Origin of the sequence: Sphingobium sp. MK2 (genome assembly GCF_040170545.1) — a bacterium.
In the GTDB taxonomy this organism is placed as follows: Bacteria; Pseudomonadota; Alphaproteobacteria; order Sphingomonadales; family Sphingomonadaceae; genus Sphingobium.
On record NZ_JAZDXA010000033.1, the window covers coordinates 13,461 to 30,724 of the forward strand.

The following is a 17,264-nucleotide window of genomic DNA, read 5'->3' on the forward strand; positions in this document are numbered from 1 at the left end:
CGGGAGAGAGCTAGCCACGCTTGCCCTCATCGCCAGGGTCAGCATCTGTTCCATGAAAAAGGGGACAGCACGCGTAGCGCTGTCCCCGAACGGAATGCGAGCGATGTAATGTCAGGCGGCACGGCGAAGTCGGCTGCGCTTGGGCGGAGTGACTTTTTCGACCGGGACCTGGTCGGCCTTGCGGAAGGCATGGATCGGAACGCCTGCCTTGCGCAGAGCCTGATAAAGATTGGCCTGAATACCCGATCCCTCACCCAGCAAGGCTTCGACAGGCTTTAGATCCACAAGCTTGCGATTGCGGGCGAAGGGCGCTCCGCGCCCTGACCCCGTCAGCGAATAGGTCACCAATTGAACATCGCGATTGCCCGCCCACGACGCCACGATCGCATCGAAGCCCTTGCGCTGGGCGGTCGTCACCAGCGTCATATGCGGGATGCGCTCGAGGATGGTATCGAGCCTGTCCCAGAGCAGCTGCCAGTCATGCCAGTCGGCATGACCCGAGGCGACGACAATCGGTCCACGGGGGCGGTACCGCTCGCGTTCGGCCAGTTCCCGGGCACGCAGGAAATCCTGAATCGACACCTGCGTGGCGGTGGCGGCCTTCGAGACACGCGATCCGCGGGCCGGCGACCAGGGGCGACCAGACAGCACGCGGAAAGTTTCGGCGGCATAATCGCGCATGCACTCGACCGCCTCGCGCTGTTCGGTCAGCGACTGGCACAGGAGCTGTTTCTCCTCCAGTTCGCTATTGAACACCTCGGAAGGCTCCGTGCGCCGGATCATGTCGCGCAGTTCATGGGCCAGCATGTCTTCCTGTCGTTCGAGCTTGCCCGCGACGAAGTGGAAGCTGTTGACCATGCCCCATGCGATTTCGGGCGCTAGCGCGTCGAGGCGGGTATCGGTCAAAAGATCGAATATGGTGGCGATCACGCCGGCACAGTCGGCCTGTGCATGGAGCGGTTCGGGCATGTCATGCTCGCCCGGAGCCTCGCCCGGCGCAATGATCGAAAGCGGGATGGGATCGCCAAAGGCGCGCTTGAATTCCGGTGTCGCCGTCATCTGCGCAAACAGCGCCGGCAGGTCTGCGAAGTGGCTGATACGCCGCGAATGGTCGTGGGTCATGGGACTTATCCTCATCAGGGAAAAGGAAAAAGGGGCGCGAACGCGTAACGACGTTCCGCCCCATTATGTCGAATCAGTGCGTGCTCGCCCGTGCACTGGCGAAAGCGGTCGAGCGCGTCAGGACGGCATCGACGATTTGCGCCGCATGGGGCGCAAAGGGTGTGCCTTCGAGCAGGTCATAAATAGCAGCGATGATCTCGCCGCATGTAACGCCGCCAGGGATCTCCGGCGAGCGGACCGCAAGCGTGTTTTGGGGTGCCAGCAGGTCCCGGATTGCGGGGCTGGCCATGATCGCGGCGCAGAGCGCCGAGAGATCGGAGAGCGGCGCGATGTCATGAAAAGAAGGAAGCGGCATGGACTGTCTCCTCATGGGAAGAAAGGAAAAGGGCCGGGGAAGCCTGACGCCTCCCCGGCCCGGAACGGGTTCCGATCAACGGATGATCAGAACGGGTCCTCCTCGCCGAACGGCGCGCCCGCACCGGCCAGCTCGCCGTCAGCCCCTGCGGTGCTGTCGCCGAAGCCGCCCTGATCGCGCGCGCCGCGGTCGTCATAGTTGGTGCGGCTGGTCCCCATGCCACCTCCGAAGTCGGAGCGCATGGTGTCGCGCCGCCATGCGACCATGTAGCCGCCATGATCGGCTGGGAAGAGCGCGATCGGCAGCGGCTCGGGCAGGCTGGGGTCGTCGATATTGCCGGCAAGGAAAACCTCGCCGGTGCGCTTGGACGCAGCCTCCCACAAAGCGCCAACCTGAACCCACCGGCGCGCGACGTTAAGCGCCAGGATCTCGTAGACCGGAGCCTTCTCATTCTCGCTCATGACCTTGCGCAGCCCGATGCGCGGGAGATCGATCGTGCGGGTGGCGATCGAGCCCGTCAGGCGGCCGTTCTGATTGAAGATTTCACCGATGTTCATCGTCTTGACCTTTCGAATGTCGCTCGAAATCCATTTTCCGGCGACACCCTCCCCGTCCCTTCTCTCCTCTCTGTCCCACCCTTGCCCCCCGCGCCGCCCGCCGAGGGAACAGCGCTCCCCATCCCTCCCGCGCGACGCTCGCCCCTCCGCCACCCGCAGCCCTGCGACCAGCCCACAATTCTGCGCAAACCCCCGGCAAGACGGGCCGCGAATGCAGGGCCGCCGGGGGCAGCGAGGGTGGATGAGGCGCGAGGTTGGGGGAGTAGCGGTAGCGGTCCGCAAGGCGAGATCATGCGGCCATCGCCAGCCAGCGATCCGGCCACACCGGCGGCCTTGTCGTTACCCGATAGGCCTGAAGGGGGACGATCCCGCGAATGACATAATGCGGGATACCCGTGTCCCGCTGAAGATTGAGGGCGATTTTATAGGCGTGATCGAATGAGCATAAACGGTGCCGGCAAGGTGACAACCGGGCGGGCAGATCGGACGAGGGCATCATGGCCTCCATGCAGGAATAGGTTCAGGCAGCCATTGACCGGTCGACATCGACCGCCGCAGCCGCGTTAAGCGCAAGCAGGCTTTGGAGCGTGACGGGTGTGCGATTTGCCCGCCGGGTCCTGGGACCTCGGGAGGGCCTGGCCGGATCGTTGAACTGGCAGCCCATACGCGCGGCATGCTTACCGATGACGGCGGGATCGCGGCCAAGCGCCTGGGCGACATCGACCATCGAGACGCCATGGGTCCAGGCGTTGCGGATGGCGCTATCCTCGTCCGCACTGAACGCGCGCATGAAGCCATGCACCAGCCCCAGGCGATTGGCATGATAGAGGACAGCGCGCACGCCGCGACCAAGGTCTTTGGCAATGTCCCGCGTCGGGACCTTGCCATAATCCGCTCGCAGCCGGGCTTCTTCCCCGGCCGTCCAGACAGGTCCCTGCCGAAACCCGTCGCGGCGGACATGCGTGCCGCGCAAGCCAAGCGCCTCTGCACGCCAGCGGATGGAATGCGGGCTGCGGCCAAGCCGTTCCCGCAGCGGCGTCAGGCTCGCGCCACTGGTATAGGCGTAGCGCAGCAGCTCGTCTTCTTCGGTGATCCAGGGCCTGCCCCACCCCCTGCCGTAACCCAGTTTGCGCAGGCGTTGGCCAACGCTGCGACTGTTCCGGGTTGGAAAACCTTCGGCGGCAAGCGCCTGCGCGATGGCGACATAGCGCGCGCCGGTGGCCGCGAGTTCAAGTGCGCAGGTCATTTCCGCGTCGCTCCAGTCGTCCGGCTGGCAGGCATGGCGCAGACCCAGCGCCGAAGCGCGGGAGATGACGCCAGCGAAGGGACGGCCGATGAGGCTGGCAATCTGGGCGACAGGAACACCCTTGGCGTACCCGGCGCGAAGCTGTGCATCTTCCCAACCGCTATAGGGCGGCGATCCCGGTTCGGAGAGACCGAGCAGTTGGGCACGGGCATAGAGGGCGCTCACACCGCGGCCTAGGCGGGCGGCCAGTGTCGCGGTTGGTTCATGCGTATAGCGGTGCGCCAGTTCCTCATCTTCCCACGCGATCCAGGATCGCCGCGAGTTCCGGCGAAGGCCAAGATCATATAGGCGGGTGGCGATGCTGGCACGCGATCGGCCCAGCACTGTGGCAATCTCCTCTAGCGTGCAGTCATCGGCGAAGGCGGCGCGCAAACGCAGCGTTTCATCGGGGAGCCATGCGTCGGCACGGAAAGCCAGCTCGGCAAGTGGCACGGTCGCGCCAGTGTCGCGTTCAGGAATGAACGGGGTGAGTTCGACGATATCAGCGTCGAGATCGAAGCTTGTCTCTTTCATGGCACTCTCCGTTCAGACCAGGCCAATGACGGGCGTATCGACGACACGCAGGCGCAACCGGGCAGACAGCCGCGCGATCCGCGTATCGCCGCGCGGCATGGTGTCGGACGCACCGATCGCGGCGAGCAGGTCGAGCCCGGCATCGATATCGTTCGCCGGCAATGCGAGGTGGCGCGCCAGATCGTCAGCCGTGGTGGCGTTGGGCGCTATGTTGCCCAACGCGCCGACAATACGGGCTGCGGCGGGGGCTGCCGGATCGAGGAGGAAGGCGTCGAGCGCACGCTGGCCTCGCAAGGTCACCTGGTTCCCTCTGGTCGGCGCGACCTCGCGCAGGGTGTCAAGATTGAGCAGGGTCCGGCTCTCGTCCGCGTCGAGATCGGCGGCAGGAACGAGATCAGGCGTGCGCCCGATATGGGGAGTGATCGTGGGATCGATCTTCGCCAGCACCGGCGTCGCCGCGAGCGCCGGGCCAAAGGCGAAGAACTCGCCGGGCGGAAGCTGGCGCAGCAGCGCCGCCTGATCGCTGCCGAACCCGAGAAGATCGGCAGCGCGCGCGACATCGCGGTCGAAGACATTGAGGCCAATCAGATGATTATGCAGTTCGGAGACCACCGAACTGGCGAGCTTGGCGAGGCGCTGGGTCGCGATTATTGTACCAATGCCGCGCTTGCGGCCGCGAGCGCACATATCCGTCAAGGTGGCGACGCCCAGACGGCGGGTTTCCGCGTCGCGGGCCGAGGCTGCCATATGCGGCGCGAGCAGATGCGCCTCATCGATGCACACCAATACGGTGTGAGCCCAATGTTCCCGCGGCGTCGAAAGCAGCCCTGCAAAGAAGGCCGCCGCCTTCTCGATGCGATGATCAGGTTCCAGGTCGGTTAAGTCGAGATGCAGGGCGATGCGGTGCTGCCGTGTTCGAAGCGCGAGCGCGGTGAGGCCATCATTGGCATAGTCACGCGCGATGACCGTGGTGGCGCCGATATGCGCGGCCAGGTTGGCGAACTCGCCTTCCGGGTCGATAATGATGGTCGTGAGATAGTCGAACGCTTCTTCGATGATCCGGCGCAGCGTCTGGCTTTTGCCCGCGCCCGAAGATCCTTGGATCAGACAGCGCCCCGCCATCAGCTTGCCCAGATCCAGTTCGAGCGGACTGGTCGATGAGCGGCCGAGCGGGACTTTCGTGTCGCGAGTAAAATCATGATTGGCGATCGTCATAGGAAATGCTCCTTCGCACGGGCTCGCTGAGAGCGGCCGGATATGCTGATCGAGGAAAAGGGCTTGAGTCGGTAAGTGGCTGGCGGGCCTCGCGATCAGTGTGTGTGCTGCGATCCATCGATCGGCTGCTCGGACAGCGTGGCGTCCTTTTCACAGGCTTCGCAAAATGCTGCGTCGAACACAGCGCCGAGCGCCCAGTCCTGGGCATCATCGTCCCAGCGCGCCCAGGCATCGCGCATCACCCCGGCGCTGCCACATGCAGAACAGCGGATCGTGATCCTCCCAGCAGGGGTTGCGGCATTGACCGATTCCCCGGCCTCGTTCGTTGCCTCCCCCTGCACGGTCGCAAAGACCGGGAACTGATCGGAAGGCGGTTCATCACGGTCGAAGCTCAGCCAGTTCGCTCCGGCCTTGCGGGCATCCGCCAGCAAAGCCCAGAATTCGGGCGAAAGCGCATCAGGGCGATCGGGCCAGTCATCGATGAAGCCAAGATGGACCCAGAAGCCATATTGGTGCGCTTCGATGGTCAAGATCGGATGATCGACGATGATCCGGCCGCGCCTTCGCGGCGCGTGCCGGATCAGCCGGTCGATGGCGTCATGCTCGGCGCAGGGAAGATGCGCTGTCGAACAGGCGCAGACGGGGAAGCGGCGCATGGCCGGTCTCCTTGATTGGGTTGGGACAGGGGCGACAGGCGCGGCGAGCAAAACTCAGGCGCCCTTTCAATTCGGCAGGAAATCGACCGTGATGGCACCGCGCTCGGCGTGAATAACGATCTTGCGATCGAGCGGGATCAGCCAGCTCAGATTATCCCATGCGCTCATGTTGATGGCTTCGAGGGTGGCAGCGTCCTCCCCAAGGAGGATATGCGTAGCGTGCTGCCGCGCCTCGCGTTCGAAGGATCGCGACTGCGTATCCCAGCTGTCGCAGTCGCGATCGTCAGCCGCACAGAAGAGCGTCGCATAGATGATGCGGCTCAGTCGGTCCGGGGTGATGCCACCATCGCGCGTGGCCAGGATGATGGCCTCCTCGATATCCCAACCGCCATTGCGGCAGACGAGCGCCGGGATTTCGATGGAATGGACGCTATGTGGCGCGTCCTTGCGACCGGTTTCATAAACCGTCAGCTCGATGACGATCCGGTCGACCAGGCCACAAGCGAAATCAGCGGGGAGACACATATCCTCATCAAAGCGATGCACGGCGCCTTCCCGGTCGATGCACAAGGCAATATCCCTGATGACCGGGAGCGTGTCATACCAGGCATAGCCTTGCAGCGCGTCTTCCGCCTCAACGAGTTGCACATTCTCGATGGGCGATTTGCCCCGAGCCAGCGCAAGCGCCTGCGCGATATCGGGCTCCAGGGAAGGCACGATCAGCATGGCGCCTTCAGGAGCGATCATGCGGCTGCTGCGCCCATGGCAGTCGTCGGCGGTCTGCGGCCGCCAGATTGCCAGCCCTGAGCGCGCCTGCGGCAGCGTGACGCCCAGCTCGCACGCTCGCTGCCAGGCGGTAAAGGGCAGCCGATGGTCGGGCCGGGTCGCGATGGCCTTGTACAGGATCCGCTCGGCAGCCTGGCGAAGCGCCTTCAAGGCCGCGTTGTCGATCACCTCCTTGCGTGCCGGCAGCACCAGATGAATTTCCGGGGCATCGATGATGTCGATCCGGACCGTCCAGAAACGGCCACTATCCATTTCTTCGCGAACCATGGGCAAGGCGCATTTGACGCGGTGCCCGTGAAAATTGATGCGGTGATCGCCTGGCCAATCAGGATCCCGATCATAGACACCGATACGGCAGCCGCAGGCGTTTTCGACAAACATGGCGTCCTTGAGGAAGTCCTCACGGAGCAGCAGCGCCCCGTTCAAGGTGACCGGCAAGGGATAGTGACGGGTGGCATCGGCGACGGTCGCGGACAAGCCTTGCTTCCAGTCGGGTGGCAGTTCGATCGAGATCAGCGTGCCCCAACCGATCATGGCCGGGGCGATGGCAAGCGGCACGCCGCTGTCCCATGCGTGCGCGGGGATCTGGACTTTCCAGGCCGTGGCGGCAGAGGGGGAGAAGGACTGGATTTCGACCGTGCGGCCGGCAAGGCTGAACATGCCCATGCCGGCCGGGTCTTCGTTGCGCGCGATGTCATCGCCCCAGCCTGAATGTCCCAACATCAGCAGGGCGGCTGGATCGTCGATGCCGCAGCCATCATCGCGGATGTGCAGAAGGGATCGGCCGTCCTGTTCGGTCAGATCGACCGCGATGCAGGTGGCGCCGGCACGCCTGGCATTCTGGAACATCTCATGAAGGCAGTCCCGGCTGTCGCCTGAAAAAAGGCGTGAAGCGCAGCGGATCGCGTCCGGGCTGACGGCGCTATGGATCGTTACGGGAAGGGGCATGGCGGTCTCCGTGGGTTCCGGACTGGAACCCATCATCCCTTCCCCTCCTCCTCCCCTCCATTTGTCGTCAAAGGGCATGGTGCCCGTTGAGGCCGATGTGCAACCCGCTGTTGCGGCAGCGGTCCCCGGCTGCGAAGAACGAGGAATGCCCAAGGATATGGATTCGCAACTGACCGCCTTGCTACGGCGCCTGCCGGACTGGATGCGCCGGGACATCGCCGCCGCCGATCCGGCACGGCGCGAACGGGCCGAGGAGGCACTGCACGCCATGCTGCTTGCCCTGATCCAGGGAACGGCGGGGTCGGTATCAGGGCAGGACGGCTGATGGCGGCCTCCAAAAAGGGCAGTCGCGGTTCGGGCAAGATGACGTCCGAAGCGCTCGAGGCGCTGGGACCCGCTCGCCTTGCCCGGCTTGTTCTGGCGCAAGCCGAGCGTGACGCCGTCTTCGCCCGCGCCGTCCGCATGGAGCTGGCGGCCAAGGACGATAGCGGCGCGCTGGCGCACGAAATCGACAAGCGACTGAAGACCATCCGGCGTTCGAGAGGTTTCGTCGAATGGGACAAGGTGCCTGCACTCGCGCGCGAACTCGATCAGTTGCGCGAAACGATCATGGGGCCGCTAGCCGACCACTCGCTGAGCCAGGCGATCGATAGCATGCGGCTGTTCCTGAGCCTTGCCGAGCCGGTGTTCGAAAGATCCGACGACAGCAGCGGTTCGCTCGGCGAGATATTCCGCCAGGGCGGCGAGGATCTGGGCGGGCTATGGTGCCAGGCGGATGCGCCCAATGTCGAACTGCTCGCCGGGGATATTTTGACGCTGATCGAGGGTGATGGCTACGGTGTCTTCGACGACCTGCCGGATGCGGCTTCTCCAGTCTTGGGGCAGAGGGGCCGCGCAGCTTTGCGCAGGATGCTGCTTGAGCGGCAGGCGGCGAAGACAGGAAATGACTGGCGACAGTTCGACTATAAGGTTGGCTGGCTGCTACCCAAACTCGCCGATCTCGACGGCGATGTGGACGCCTATATTGCAACGGTCGATCCCGATCGTCGCAATCCCCTGCTCAATGCGCAGGTGGCCGCCCGATTGATCGCACATGGCCGTGCGGTCGAAGCCCTCGACTGGATCTACGCGCCGGTTGAGCGCAGCCATAACGAGCGCGAGCTTGCCGAACTCAAATTACGGGCCTTTGAGGCACTGGGCCGCAGGGACGATGTACAGGCGCAGCGCAGGGCGATCTTCGACCGCTGGCTCGACGGGAAGGTACTGCGCGACTGGCTCAGGGCTTTGCCCGATTTCGAGAATGTCGCTGCGGAGAGGCAAGCCCTCGATCAGGCCATGGCATATGATCGGGCGACATCGGCGCTGGCGTTCCTGGTTGCCTGGCCCGATCTCAAGCGCGCCGGCAGGCTGGCAAGGGACAGGCTCGAAGATCTGGAAGCCCGGGCCTATGACATTCTGCGTCCTGCCGCCGAGGCATTGTCTCAGGCCGATCCGGGTGGGGCCACCTTGCTCTATCGCCGACTGGTGACTGGCGTACTCGACCGGGCGAGTTCGAAATATTATCCCTATGCCGCGCGGGACTTTGCAGCCGCGACGGATTTGGCCGACCGTATCGCAGGCGATGTCGATGTCGTACCGCATGAGGACTGGCTGGCCGATCTTCGCAAGGTGCATGGACGCAAGATCGGCTTCTGGAATCAGGTCGCGGGGAAATTCGGATAATCGCGGAGAAGCCGGGGCGGCCAGATTGGAAACCTCCCTACCAATGGTGGAGCGGTAGTCCGTCGACGTCACTGCCGTCACAGTCGAAGAGCAGGAACTGGAAGCCGTGCGCGTGGCCGAAGGCGATGAGCCGCAGCAGATCCTGCGGCAATTGCGCACTGCGGTCATCATCAATGGCGCGCGTCGGCACGAACCAGCCATAGACCGAAGCCGCGATATCGATCGGTCGATCACTGGGCGGCCAGGACGCCCATTTATCGAGGCATGAGGCGGTATGAACCGTCAGATGGGCGGTCGATAGTACACAATAGCGGCCTTGCTCAATCAATCCGGCAGCAAGGGGAGACGGGTGTGCGACGGGCGCAATATGCATGCGATCCTTCGTGCAGCTTTCCGACGGATGACATTCGAAATAGCTTGATATCGCTTCTGTGTCGGACAGGTTATTCGGGTCGCGCGCGTCGTCAATCTCGCTCCAATATTCACGGCAATAAGCAGCGATTTCCACGTCGAGAGCCATCGCATCGACCGCAACGTGGATATTCATTCCATGCCGATGTTCAATTACCGCCGTGTGAACCTCTATCGGCCATGGCAATGGGCAAGCGGCGATCGCGTCTTCGCTGGCGCGGATAGCATTGATCAGGGCGTAACGCGCCGGTGGATTTAGAGTATCGGGCGCTACCATGGCAGCGCGCGCCCGCGCGAGAAGCGCGAGATGGCCGTCGCGGCCGGAGGCCGGGTCATCTCCTATGGGCGGAGTCGAAGTCATTGGGGCGTTGGCGCGGGGTGGCTTTCCCCGGATAACCGGATGGCGAGGGTCCGACCAGTCGATCGTGTCGGCAATCCAGCGGGGCACGAAATCCCAGTCGAACGACAACGGATATTCGCCTTCGACCGCGCGCCATGCCGCCTCCACCGCATCGACCCAGCCTACCACGACAAGGCGTAGCGCCGCAGTGCCGAGTATATCGACGCATTTGCGCAAGGCGAGCGCCCGGCTGCTTGCATCGGGATTGGTCACAGGGCGATCGCGCAGTTCGAGGACGGCTTCCCAAAGACAAGCAGCGGTTTCGAGATGGGACAGCGCGTAACGGGTCATTGATATGGCTCCGGCGGGAGGAGACAGAACGCTCGCAGTTCAGGCGGCGGCTGGACTGGCGTACACATCTGAGGATTTCAGCCCGCAAGGGCTGTCATTGGGAATGATCGCAGCGGTTCATCAGGCGGTGCGGACGGTGGCGGTTCGGCTGAGGTCGGGAATGCGCGCATCGTCATAGACGCTGTTGACCGACATCTGCAGCGCCTGTTGCTCCGCAGCGAACCAGGTTGAGGCGAGAATGGTATAGGTCTCGGTGGCATATTGCTCGCCGCCACTGAAGAAGGCGATGTCGACGATAAATTGCGGCAGGGAAAGGGACGAATAGGCGCGCATGGCGGCATCCTTTCATGACGATGGCCATCCCGGTGCGTGTCCGGGATGGTCATGAGAAGGTGAAGCAGGAATGGCAGTGGTGCCGCCAGGCGTCAGAGCGCCTGTTCGAGCAGCTTTCTGGCCTTGTTCTCCAGGTCGAGGCGGCTGTCCTGATGCGGCTTCGATCGGGCCAGCGCCGTTATACCCTGGACGAAATCATAGATGGACTCAGGCGGACGGCCTTCTTCAGCCAGCACGGTCTGGATGATCTTTGCCGTCTCGGCCTTCGAAAAGCCGCGTTTGCGCAGGAAGGGTTCGCGGTCTTCCTCCTTGCGCGCAACGATCCGCTCGCGGGCGGCCTTGATGCCGGAGATGAAATGCGATGGCGAAGAGTTTGCGAAATGCTCAAGCGCCGGCGCGGCCTGATGGGCAAAACGGGCGGCGGCGAATTTCGAGTGGCGGATATTGACCTCCTCGAAATTTTCGACGCCCCACAGACAGCGGTTGGCGCATACGCCGCGCAAATAGAAAGTCGCGATCCCGAGCGTTTTGGACCCAACCTCGCTGTTCCACGCATAGAACCCGCGAAAATAGAGGTCGGGATCGCCGTTAGGCAGCTTGCCCGCCTCGATGGGGTGCGTATCGTCCACGAGGAACAGGAAAATGTCCCGGTCCGATGCATAGAGTGTGGTCGTCTCCCTGGTGATATCGACATAAGGGTTATAGGTCATGCTGCCCCAGTCGATGGTTCCAGGCACCTTCCACCTTGAGTCGCCGACACCATCGCCGGCAAAGGCCATCACCGCCTGCACCAGTTCCCAGTCGAAGATCCTGCCATATTCCGACCCGGTAGCCGCTCGCAATTCGGTGCGGCCATTCTCGGTCTGGAGCAGTTTGACCTGCTCGCCCCGGTGGTTGATCAACCCGTGCTGGAGATTGATGCCGGCAAGCGCGGCTGGAAGCTGGCGCAGATAGGAGGCTGGCGCTCCGACCAGACTTGCCACCTGGCCGAAGGACCAGTTGGTGGGCGCAAGCGGACGATCATCGCCCGGCGCCATGAGCATCAATCGCTCTGGATTGTCGCTTTTAGCCTCGACCCGGATCGACCGGCTTTCGACGATGCGCGTGGTCGCACGGTCCGCGCGACTGCGCACGGCGTCATAAAGGCTGGTGAGCGAGAGATATTTCTCGTCGTCGGGGCGTGAGAACCACTCGGAGGATACGCGGCTGCTCATATGTCCGCGCGAGACATCGATCCGATAGGGAGCCGTGAGCCGGGGGCTGTCGGTCATGGGGGCAAGGGTCGCCATGGAAATCGTCTCCTTGAGATATAGAGCGACAGGCGCTTCACGGCCCCTGTCACATCCCCACCCCACTCTTCCCTTTTTCGGGTCATGCGATCGCGGTTTCGCAAAGCCAAGACGGGCGGCAGTTGTTCCGGCCGCGGCTTGCGCGTTTTACAAAATGATGTATATGTTGAACGAAAGGAGGCCGTGATGGAAACGAAGCACGAGGATCATCTGTCCCAGCGACATGGAGCGGTCGTGGCCGCTGCGAAGGCGGCGGGTTTGCTGTCGGGAACGAACAGCGCGGTCGGCGCGCGCGTGCCGCGTGAACTCATCGATCGCGCCAAAATGCGCAGCGGCATCGCCTCGACGACCGATCTCGTCGAATATGCCCTCGCCAAAGTGGCGCTCGAAGATGACTTCGGCGCCAGGCTTGTGAGCCGGAAGGGTGCGATCCCGGCGGATATTGCGCTTGGGATTTGATCGCAAGGCCTCGCTGCGCAGGATCCGGCCGCAGCGATCTGCAGCAAATCTGGCACGGCGGCCCGAAGAAGAACTGCCGCTCGTTCACAAGGCACCGGTCATAGGCCGGGAGCTTTTGCTCGACACCTGCGTCTATATCGATGTGCTTCAGGGCAAGACGTCGGTTGAAGTAGACTCCTTGCTGGAAAACCGGATCGTCAATCACTCCAGCGTAGCGCTTGCCGAGATGACCCATCTGATGGGTGCGCTCGATCCTGCCGACAAGCGCACGGCGTCGGTTCTCAAGACGCTGGGACGGACGATCGACGATATCCCTGAGCATCGCCTGAGCGCGCCGTCTTCGCGCGTGTTCGGAGAGGCCGGCATGTTGGCAGGAATGGTGACAAGGTTTTCCGGTCAACCGCATTCGATCGCCCTGCTGAACGACGCCCTGCTGTTTTTACAGGCTGCCGCGACTGGATGTGATCTGCTGACCGGAAACCGGCGCGATTTTGATTTTCTGGATCAGCTCATTCCAGGAACGGGCCTCATCCTGTATTGACCTCTCACGCAGGCCCGGCAAACCAGCTATGATCCCGACCGCAATGATCTCTCAGGCGACGCGCCAGCAGCACCAGCGTTCAGCGGCCTGTCGGGGACTGAGCAGGCCATGATTTCCGGCACACCATGAACGAAACGACGGATCGAGCGCGAGAGCCGGATCGCCGAGCCGGTCGATAACATCCTGCATGAAGCAATCGACCGGGTCGATGGCTGTCTCGGCTCTGGCACCAGCGACGACGGCCTGAAGCTGCGCCATCATCTTCTCGGCTTCATCGATCGAAATATCCTCGACCGCACGCATGCCGCCGCGCGGTCCGCAGATGGCCAGGGTAATGATTGTTGTACCAGACGGTATCCGGCCCAGGGCGTCGATATGGACATTTCGGGACATGCCACTCTCCTATGATATGAGGCGTGAGAAGGTCAGAAGAGGCTCAACTGTCGGGGCATGGATCGCTGCGATGCCCCTAATGGCGGAACGGTGCCTTGCGATAGTGATGTCGGGCCGGTCGCGGTCGTCGCGCGCTGGACGTTCACAGCCACGGGTTCGCCACGTTGACGAAGGGCGAGCCGAGCGGTCCATCCCCCCAATATATGCGCCGGGGTGAACCAATGGTCCTGCATCTCACCCGACAAGGCGTTGCCGACCATGAGATGGGCTGGAATATGAAGCAATGAAAACTGGATATAGGCCATGTGGATCGCGCGCGGATCTATATCGATCGCCGTCACATGAAGGTGATGCTGATAGTGATGCCCGATATCGCGCATGGCTTCGGCAAGCGCGATGACCATCGATCCCGCGCCGCAAGCGGGCTCCATGGCAGTCACGAAGCCATGCTGCGCGATCATCGCTTCTACATTCTCGCGCTTCCCCAGAGTGGCCTGCGCCATGCAGCGGCTGAGCGCATAAGGAGTGAAATATTGCCCGCGCGCCTTGCTGTGAAGGTCAAGCTCGTGGAACAAAGTGCCCAGCACGTCGCCAGGCGCGGCTTCGAGAGCCTGCACCAGCTCGGCGAGAAGTTGCGGGAACAATTCGACGATCTCGCGCCGGTAACGCCCGACAATATCCAGATAGCGAGCCTCGCGCGGTTCGCGGGCGCGCAGGTCGATACTGTTCGCCATGGCGATCGCGATGGCCTCCATGCAGTCACCAAAGACGGTATAGAGGTCATGGCGCGGCTGGCTACGGCGCAAGAGCGCTGCCATGGCTTTGAGATGCGGCTCGTGCACACAGGCCTCCGCAATTGACGATGAGATGGAACGGCGCCGAGATGCCCTATTCGCGTCCGACCGGCGTTTCGCCGGACAAGAAATGGCGCTCAGGAAGTTCTTTGCCATTCGTAGAGAAGATGATCGTCAGGACCATATTGCGAACCGATGGCGATCCTGATCAGGCGGCCGTCGCAGGCGAAAGCGGAGGCCCTGGGAAAGGAAAGGTAGGAACGACCTTCGAGGATCAGATCGCCCGAGCGCACTTTGGTGATGTCGCGGGTCGTCCCGAGAAGTCGATGACCGGCGGGCGCGTCGATCAGCTTCAACCGATCACCCGCTTTGATGCGCTTCTTGAACGCCGCCAATGATATGACTGGGTCGACGGGATTGCGGATACCCTGACGTTTTGCCAATGCCGACCAATAGGCCTGGCCGATGCGGACCTCGCAGTAGAAACTGCATGACCAGAAATCCTGCAACGGATTGGTCCGGGTAAACCCGAACCGCTCCATTTGATCGCGCACCTCAGCTATGAAGGCGTTCTGCGCATCACGGCCGGTCAGGTCGGCAGGGGAATCGAGTATCTCCGCAATGACTTTGCGCCCTCCGGAAAATTTCTCAGTGCGGATCGCGAAGACGGGTCCGGTAAAATGCTGCGCCAGATGGCGTTCGATCCGGGACGCGAGCGATGGCAACGCTTCACCGGCGCGATAGAGATCGCCCTCATAATGAAAATTGCCGCGTTCATCATACTCGGTTTGGCTATAGAGGCGCGCGGACGCGCCCGGCGCGCTAGCGTCGGTCATCATGATATCCTTGTGGCTTTAAGAAGATCGGGGGAAGTGGGTTGCGTTACGCCATCGGCGTTCCGATTATGGGACGTGAACTGCCAGCAGCTTCAGTCGTCGCGAATACCCAGTCGCGATAGCCAAGACGCGTATCGCCATTGGCAACCTCGGCCTGCCAGTCGGCCAAGGGATATTCGGGATCGTCAATCCATGGATCGAACGCTTCTGCCGCTGATGTCGCGGCGGATCTCCCCAACCGTCGCGCCAGTTCTTCGTGCGTGCTGGCGAATTCCACATGATCGGCCAATATCGCGCACCATCCTCCACCAAAACTGCCGCGGCGTGGACGCGAACAGCCATAGCTCCAGACGAACCCGACAGGCGTTACTTCCAAGCTCTCCTGGCAACAGCGCCGGATGAGTTCTGCAATCGGACCTGGCTGGAAGTCGGTCGTGCCATAGATGGCGACGATGCATTCGGCAGCTCCTGCAATCTCGATCTCGGCGCCGAAATCCGGGAAGTCGGGATCATCGAAAATCTCAAGCAGGCCGTTGAACGGATTGGCGAGATCGGTCGGCATGAACGCAGCGAGAAATTCGGCGCTCGGTTCGCCTGGAGCAAGGTCAGCCAGCAGATCGGACGCGTGCTGCCATGCCTCCTCGATCAGCGCGCTTTCACGCGCCGTGCAGGTGAACGCGAAGGATCCTTGAACATAATGGTCAGCCATGGATTGTCTCTGTCATTGCTTCATCGCTCGGCTCTGTGTCGACAAGCACCAGCGGCGGCGGGTTCAGACGCGCCAGTCTGTATTCCGCCTCGATTACCGCGATGCTTCCCAGTTCCCGGATGCGCTCGATCGAAAAGACCTGCTGGTCATCCTGCGTCGTGAGAAAGTTTTGCGGTTCGCCATGGCCCCGGTAAATGACGCGGACAGAGGGGAAGCTTCCACCAAATCCGTCTGACCATCGGACATAATGGAGACCAAGACGTCGGCAGCTTTCTTCGATTTTCTCGAAGCATCCATTGGCCACTTCATGATCCATGAGCGTGAGAGGGCCGGTTGCGGGAAGATATGTGGAATCGAATGGCGTGCCGTCCCAATCGATAGCAGGATTATCGTGGGCGATCGCCTGGACGAAATCAGGATATTGCGAACGGGGAATTATTCCGCCGATCATGATGTGTGCGGATACGCGGTCGGACATGGCACGCCTTTCCTTGATACAAGATACCGGTCGTTCTCCCCTTTGCTCTTCCCCCTCTCCTTTCGCGGTGTGGATGAACGCCGTTCATTCCCGGCTTGCAAATACGGCATATTCCCGTTTAGCTGCTACAATCCTCATCCGGTGATATCCGGCATCTTCCCTTCATTCCTCAACCGGGAGTTCCTTCGTGGCCGATACCGAGCAGTCTGATTTCACCGCAATGACGGTGCAGTTACTGAGCGCCTATTTCTCCAACAATCAGGTTCCAGCCGGCGAGATTGCCGGGATCATCGAAGCGACACGCGGCGCATTGGAACGAAAGGCCCAGGTGGAGACCCCGCCAGTAGCGCCCGATCATGTTCCCGCGGTCTCCGTCCGCAAGAGCCTTGGTTCACGCGAGCACATCATCAGCATGCTCGATGGAAAACCGTACAAGACCCTCAAGCGGCATCTGGCGGTCAACGGACTGACACCGGCCGAGTATCGCGAGCGCTATAATCTTCCCAAGGATTATCCCATGGTCGCGCCTGCTTATTCGGAACAGCGGCGCATCGTCGCGCAAAAACTTGGCCTTGGACGCCGGGTTGGCGCGGAAACGCAGGCTGCGACACCGGTGGAGGAAGCATCGCCAGTTGAAGAGGTGGCACCTTTAGCAGAGGCGGCACCGGTTATCGAAGCCGCGCCGGTAATTCCGACGGCAGCTAAGCCCAGGCGCGGGCGGGTCAATGCCGCGGCTGCCGAGCCTGACGCTCAGCGGGATATCGCTCCAGTAGAGACTAAGCCTGAGCCAGTGCTGCCCGAAATGGCGTCTGCAAAACCTGCCAGGAAGACATCAACTTCCAGGAAGTCCCCCCGCGCCAGCACGAAGACATCGCCCGCCTCGCAGGAATTGACGCCTGCCCCGATGACTGTGGAAGCCGTAAAGTCGGTTGGCAAAACGAAAACTGCGGCGAAAGTCACAAAGCCCAAAGCATCTGCATCTGCATCTGCAGAGGCGAAAGGGACCCGACGCCGGACGTTGAAGTTAAACCATGTGGCGGATGAAACGCCAACGAAAGCGTCCGCAGAGTGAAGCGTTCAGGCGAAGTGCGGGTCCAATGATCCGCCCTTCGCCTGCTCTGCGTTCTAAAAACGCAGAGCGATAGCGGAG

Annotated in this window: 21 protein-coding genes; 5 read left to right on the forward strand and 16 right to left on the reverse strand. The window is 62.2% G+C overall.

The window, feature by feature from the left end:
* Positions 1-111: 111 nt before the first annotated feature.
* From V2I08_RS14295 to V2I08_RS14330, 8 genes are all read right to left on the reverse strand, one after another.
* Entirely contained in the window at positions 112-1,122 is a 1,011-nt protein-coding gene (locus V2I08_RS14295; RefSeq protein ID WP_349635721.1) for a DUF2493 domain-containing protein, read from the reverse strand.
* Positions 1,123-1,195: 73 nt separating this feature from the next.
* Positions 1,196-1,477 (reverse strand): hypothetical protein, encoded by a 282-nt coding sequence (locus tag V2I08_RS14300; protein WP_349635722.1) that lies wholly within the window; start codon positions 1,475-1,477, stop codon positions 1,196-1,198.
* 86 nt (positions 1,478-1,563) lie between these two features.
* Positions 1,564-2,034 carry a DUF736 domain-containing protein gene (locus V2I08_RS14305; protein ID WP_349635723.1) on the reverse strand — a complete coding sequence of 157 codons (471 nt, stop codon included), beginning with the start codon at positions 2,032-2,034 and terminating at the stop codon, positions 1,564-1,566.
* A 289-nt stretch (positions 2,035-2,323) separates the two neighbouring features.
* The gene (locus tag V2I08_RS14310) at positions 2,324-2,542 is read right to left on the reverse strand and encodes a hypothetical protein (RefSeq protein WP_349635724.1); all 219 of its coding nucleotides are present in this window, start codon (positions 2,540-2,542) and stop codon (positions 2,324-2,326) included.
* Positions 2,543-2,554: 12 nt separating this feature from the next.
* Positions 2,555-3,853, reverse strand: a complete 1,299-nt coding sequence (locus V2I08_RS14315; RefSeq protein ID WP_349635725.1) for a hypothetical protein — start codon at positions 3,851-3,853, stop codon at positions 2,555-2,557.
* A gap of 12 nt (positions 3,854-3,865) precedes the next feature.
* Positions 3,866-5,068 (reverse strand): helicase HerA domain-containing protein, encoded by a 1,203-nt coding sequence (locus tag V2I08_RS14320; protein ID WP_349635726.1) that lies wholly within the window; start codon positions 5,066-5,068, stop codon positions 3,866-3,868.
* A 95-nt stretch (positions 5,069-5,163) separates the two neighbouring features.
* Positions 5,164-5,724: a hypothetical protein gene (locus V2I08_RS14325; protein WP_349635727.1), complete on the reverse strand. Its 561-nt coding sequence runs from the start codon at positions 5,722-5,724 to the stop codon at positions 5,164-5,166.
* 66 nt (positions 5,725-5,790) lie between these two features.
* Positions 5,791-7,458 carry an ATP-binding protein gene (locus tag V2I08_RS14330; RefSeq protein WP_349635728.1) on the reverse strand — a complete coding sequence of 556 codons (1,668 nt, stop codon included), beginning with the start codon at positions 7,456-7,458 and terminating at the stop codon, positions 5,791-5,793.
* A 76-nt stretch (positions 7,459-7,534) separates the two neighbouring features.
* Here V2I08_RS14330 and V2I08_RS14335 point away from each other — a divergent pair, with 76 nt between their 5' ends.
* Both V2I08_RS14335 and V2I08_RS14340 read left to right on the forward strand, forming a co-directional pair.
* Positions 7,535-7,783 carry a hypothetical protein gene (locus V2I08_RS14335; RefSeq protein ID WP_349635729.1) on the forward strand — a complete coding sequence of 83 codons (249 nt, stop codon included), beginning with the start codon at positions 7,535-7,537 and terminating at the stop codon, positions 7,781-7,783.
* Positions 7,783-9,180 (forward strand): DUF6880 family protein, encoded by a 1,398-nt coding sequence (locus V2I08_RS14340; protein WP_349635730.1) that lies wholly within the window; start codon positions 7,783-7,785, stop codon positions 9,178-9,180. The genes V2I08_RS14335 and V2I08_RS14340 overlap by 1 nt, the downstream gene beginning before the upstream one ends.
* Before the next feature lie 37 nt (positions 9,181-9,217).
* On the opposite strand, the gene V2I08_RS14345 is transcribed toward V2I08_RS14340, so the two are convergent.
* The 3 genes from V2I08_RS14345 to V2I08_RS14355 form a co-directional block, all read right to left on the reverse strand.
* A complete protein-coding gene (locus V2I08_RS14345; RefSeq protein WP_349635731.1) occupies positions 9,218-10,282 on the reverse strand; it encodes a hypothetical protein in 1,065 nt (354 codons plus the stop codon).
* Positions 10,283-10,402: 120 nt separating this feature from the next.
* Positions 10,403-10,615: a hypothetical protein gene (locus V2I08_RS14350; protein WP_349635732.1), complete on the reverse strand. Its 213-nt coding sequence runs from the start codon at positions 10,613-10,615 to the stop codon at positions 10,403-10,405.
* 92 nt (positions 10,616-10,707) lie between these two features.
* Positions 10,708-11,904 carry a DUF932 domain-containing protein gene (locus V2I08_RS14355; protein WP_349635733.1) on the reverse strand — a complete coding sequence of 399 codons (1,197 nt, stop codon included), beginning with the start codon at positions 11,902-11,904 and terminating at the stop codon, positions 10,708-10,710.
* A gap of 84 nt (positions 11,905-11,988) precedes the next feature.
* Between V2I08_RS14355 and V2I08_RS14360 the strand changes: the two genes are divergently transcribed.
* A complete protein-coding gene (locus V2I08_RS14360; protein WP_349635734.1) occupies positions 11,989-12,363 on the forward strand; it encodes a hypothetical protein in 375 nt (124 codons plus the stop codon).
* Positions 12,353-12,904 carry a hypothetical protein gene (locus tag V2I08_RS14365; RefSeq protein ID WP_349635735.1) on the forward strand — a complete coding sequence of 184 codons (552 nt, stop codon included), beginning with the start codon at positions 12,353-12,355 and terminating at the stop codon, positions 12,902-12,904. Before V2I08_RS14360 ends, V2I08_RS14365 begins: the two co-directional genes overlap by 11 nt.
* 51 nt (positions 12,905-12,955) lie before the next feature.
* Here V2I08_RS14365 and V2I08_RS14370 read toward each other — a convergent pair whose 3' ends face one another.
* The 5 genes from V2I08_RS14370 to V2I08_RS14390 all read right to left on the reverse strand — a co-directional run bounded on the left by V2I08_RS14370 (position 12,956) and on the right by V2I08_RS14390 (position 16,114).
* Positions 12,956-13,297: a hypothetical protein gene (locus V2I08_RS14370; RefSeq protein ID WP_349635736.1), complete on the reverse strand. Its 342-nt coding sequence runs from the start codon at positions 13,295-13,297 to the stop codon at positions 12,956-12,958.
* A 32-nt stretch (positions 13,298-13,329) separates the two neighbouring features.
* Positions 13,330-14,115 carry an N-6 DNA methylase gene (locus V2I08_RS14375; RefSeq protein ID WP_349635737.1) on the reverse strand — a complete coding sequence of 262 codons (786 nt, stop codon included), beginning with the start codon at positions 14,113-14,115 and terminating at the stop codon, positions 13,330-13,332.
* Positions 14,116-14,228: 113 nt separating this feature from the next.
* Positions 14,229-14,927, reverse strand: a complete 699-nt coding sequence (locus V2I08_RS14380) for a hypothetical protein (protein ID WP_349635762.1) — start codon at positions 14,925-14,927, stop codon at positions 14,229-14,231.
* Between the two features lie 46 nt (positions 14,928-14,973).
* A complete protein-coding gene (locus tag V2I08_RS14385; protein ID WP_349635738.1) occupies positions 14,974-15,636 on the reverse strand; it encodes a hypothetical protein in 663 nt (220 codons plus the stop codon).
* Positions 15,629-16,114, reverse strand: a complete 486-nt coding sequence (locus V2I08_RS14390) for a hypothetical protein (RefSeq protein ID WP_349635739.1) — start codon at positions 16,112-16,114, stop codon at positions 15,629-15,631. The genes V2I08_RS14385 and V2I08_RS14390 overlap by 8 nt, the downstream gene beginning before the upstream one ends.
* A 187-nt stretch (positions 16,115-16,301) precedes the next feature.
* On the opposite strand from V2I08_RS14390, the gene V2I08_RS14395 reads away from it, so the two are divergent.
* The gene (locus tag V2I08_RS14395; protein ID WP_349635740.1) at positions 16,302-17,186 is read left to right on the forward strand and encodes a MucR family transcriptional regulator; all 885 of its coding nucleotides are present in this window, start codon (positions 16,302-16,304) and stop codon (positions 17,184-17,186) included.
* Positions 17,187-17,264 lie beyond the last annotated feature (78 nt).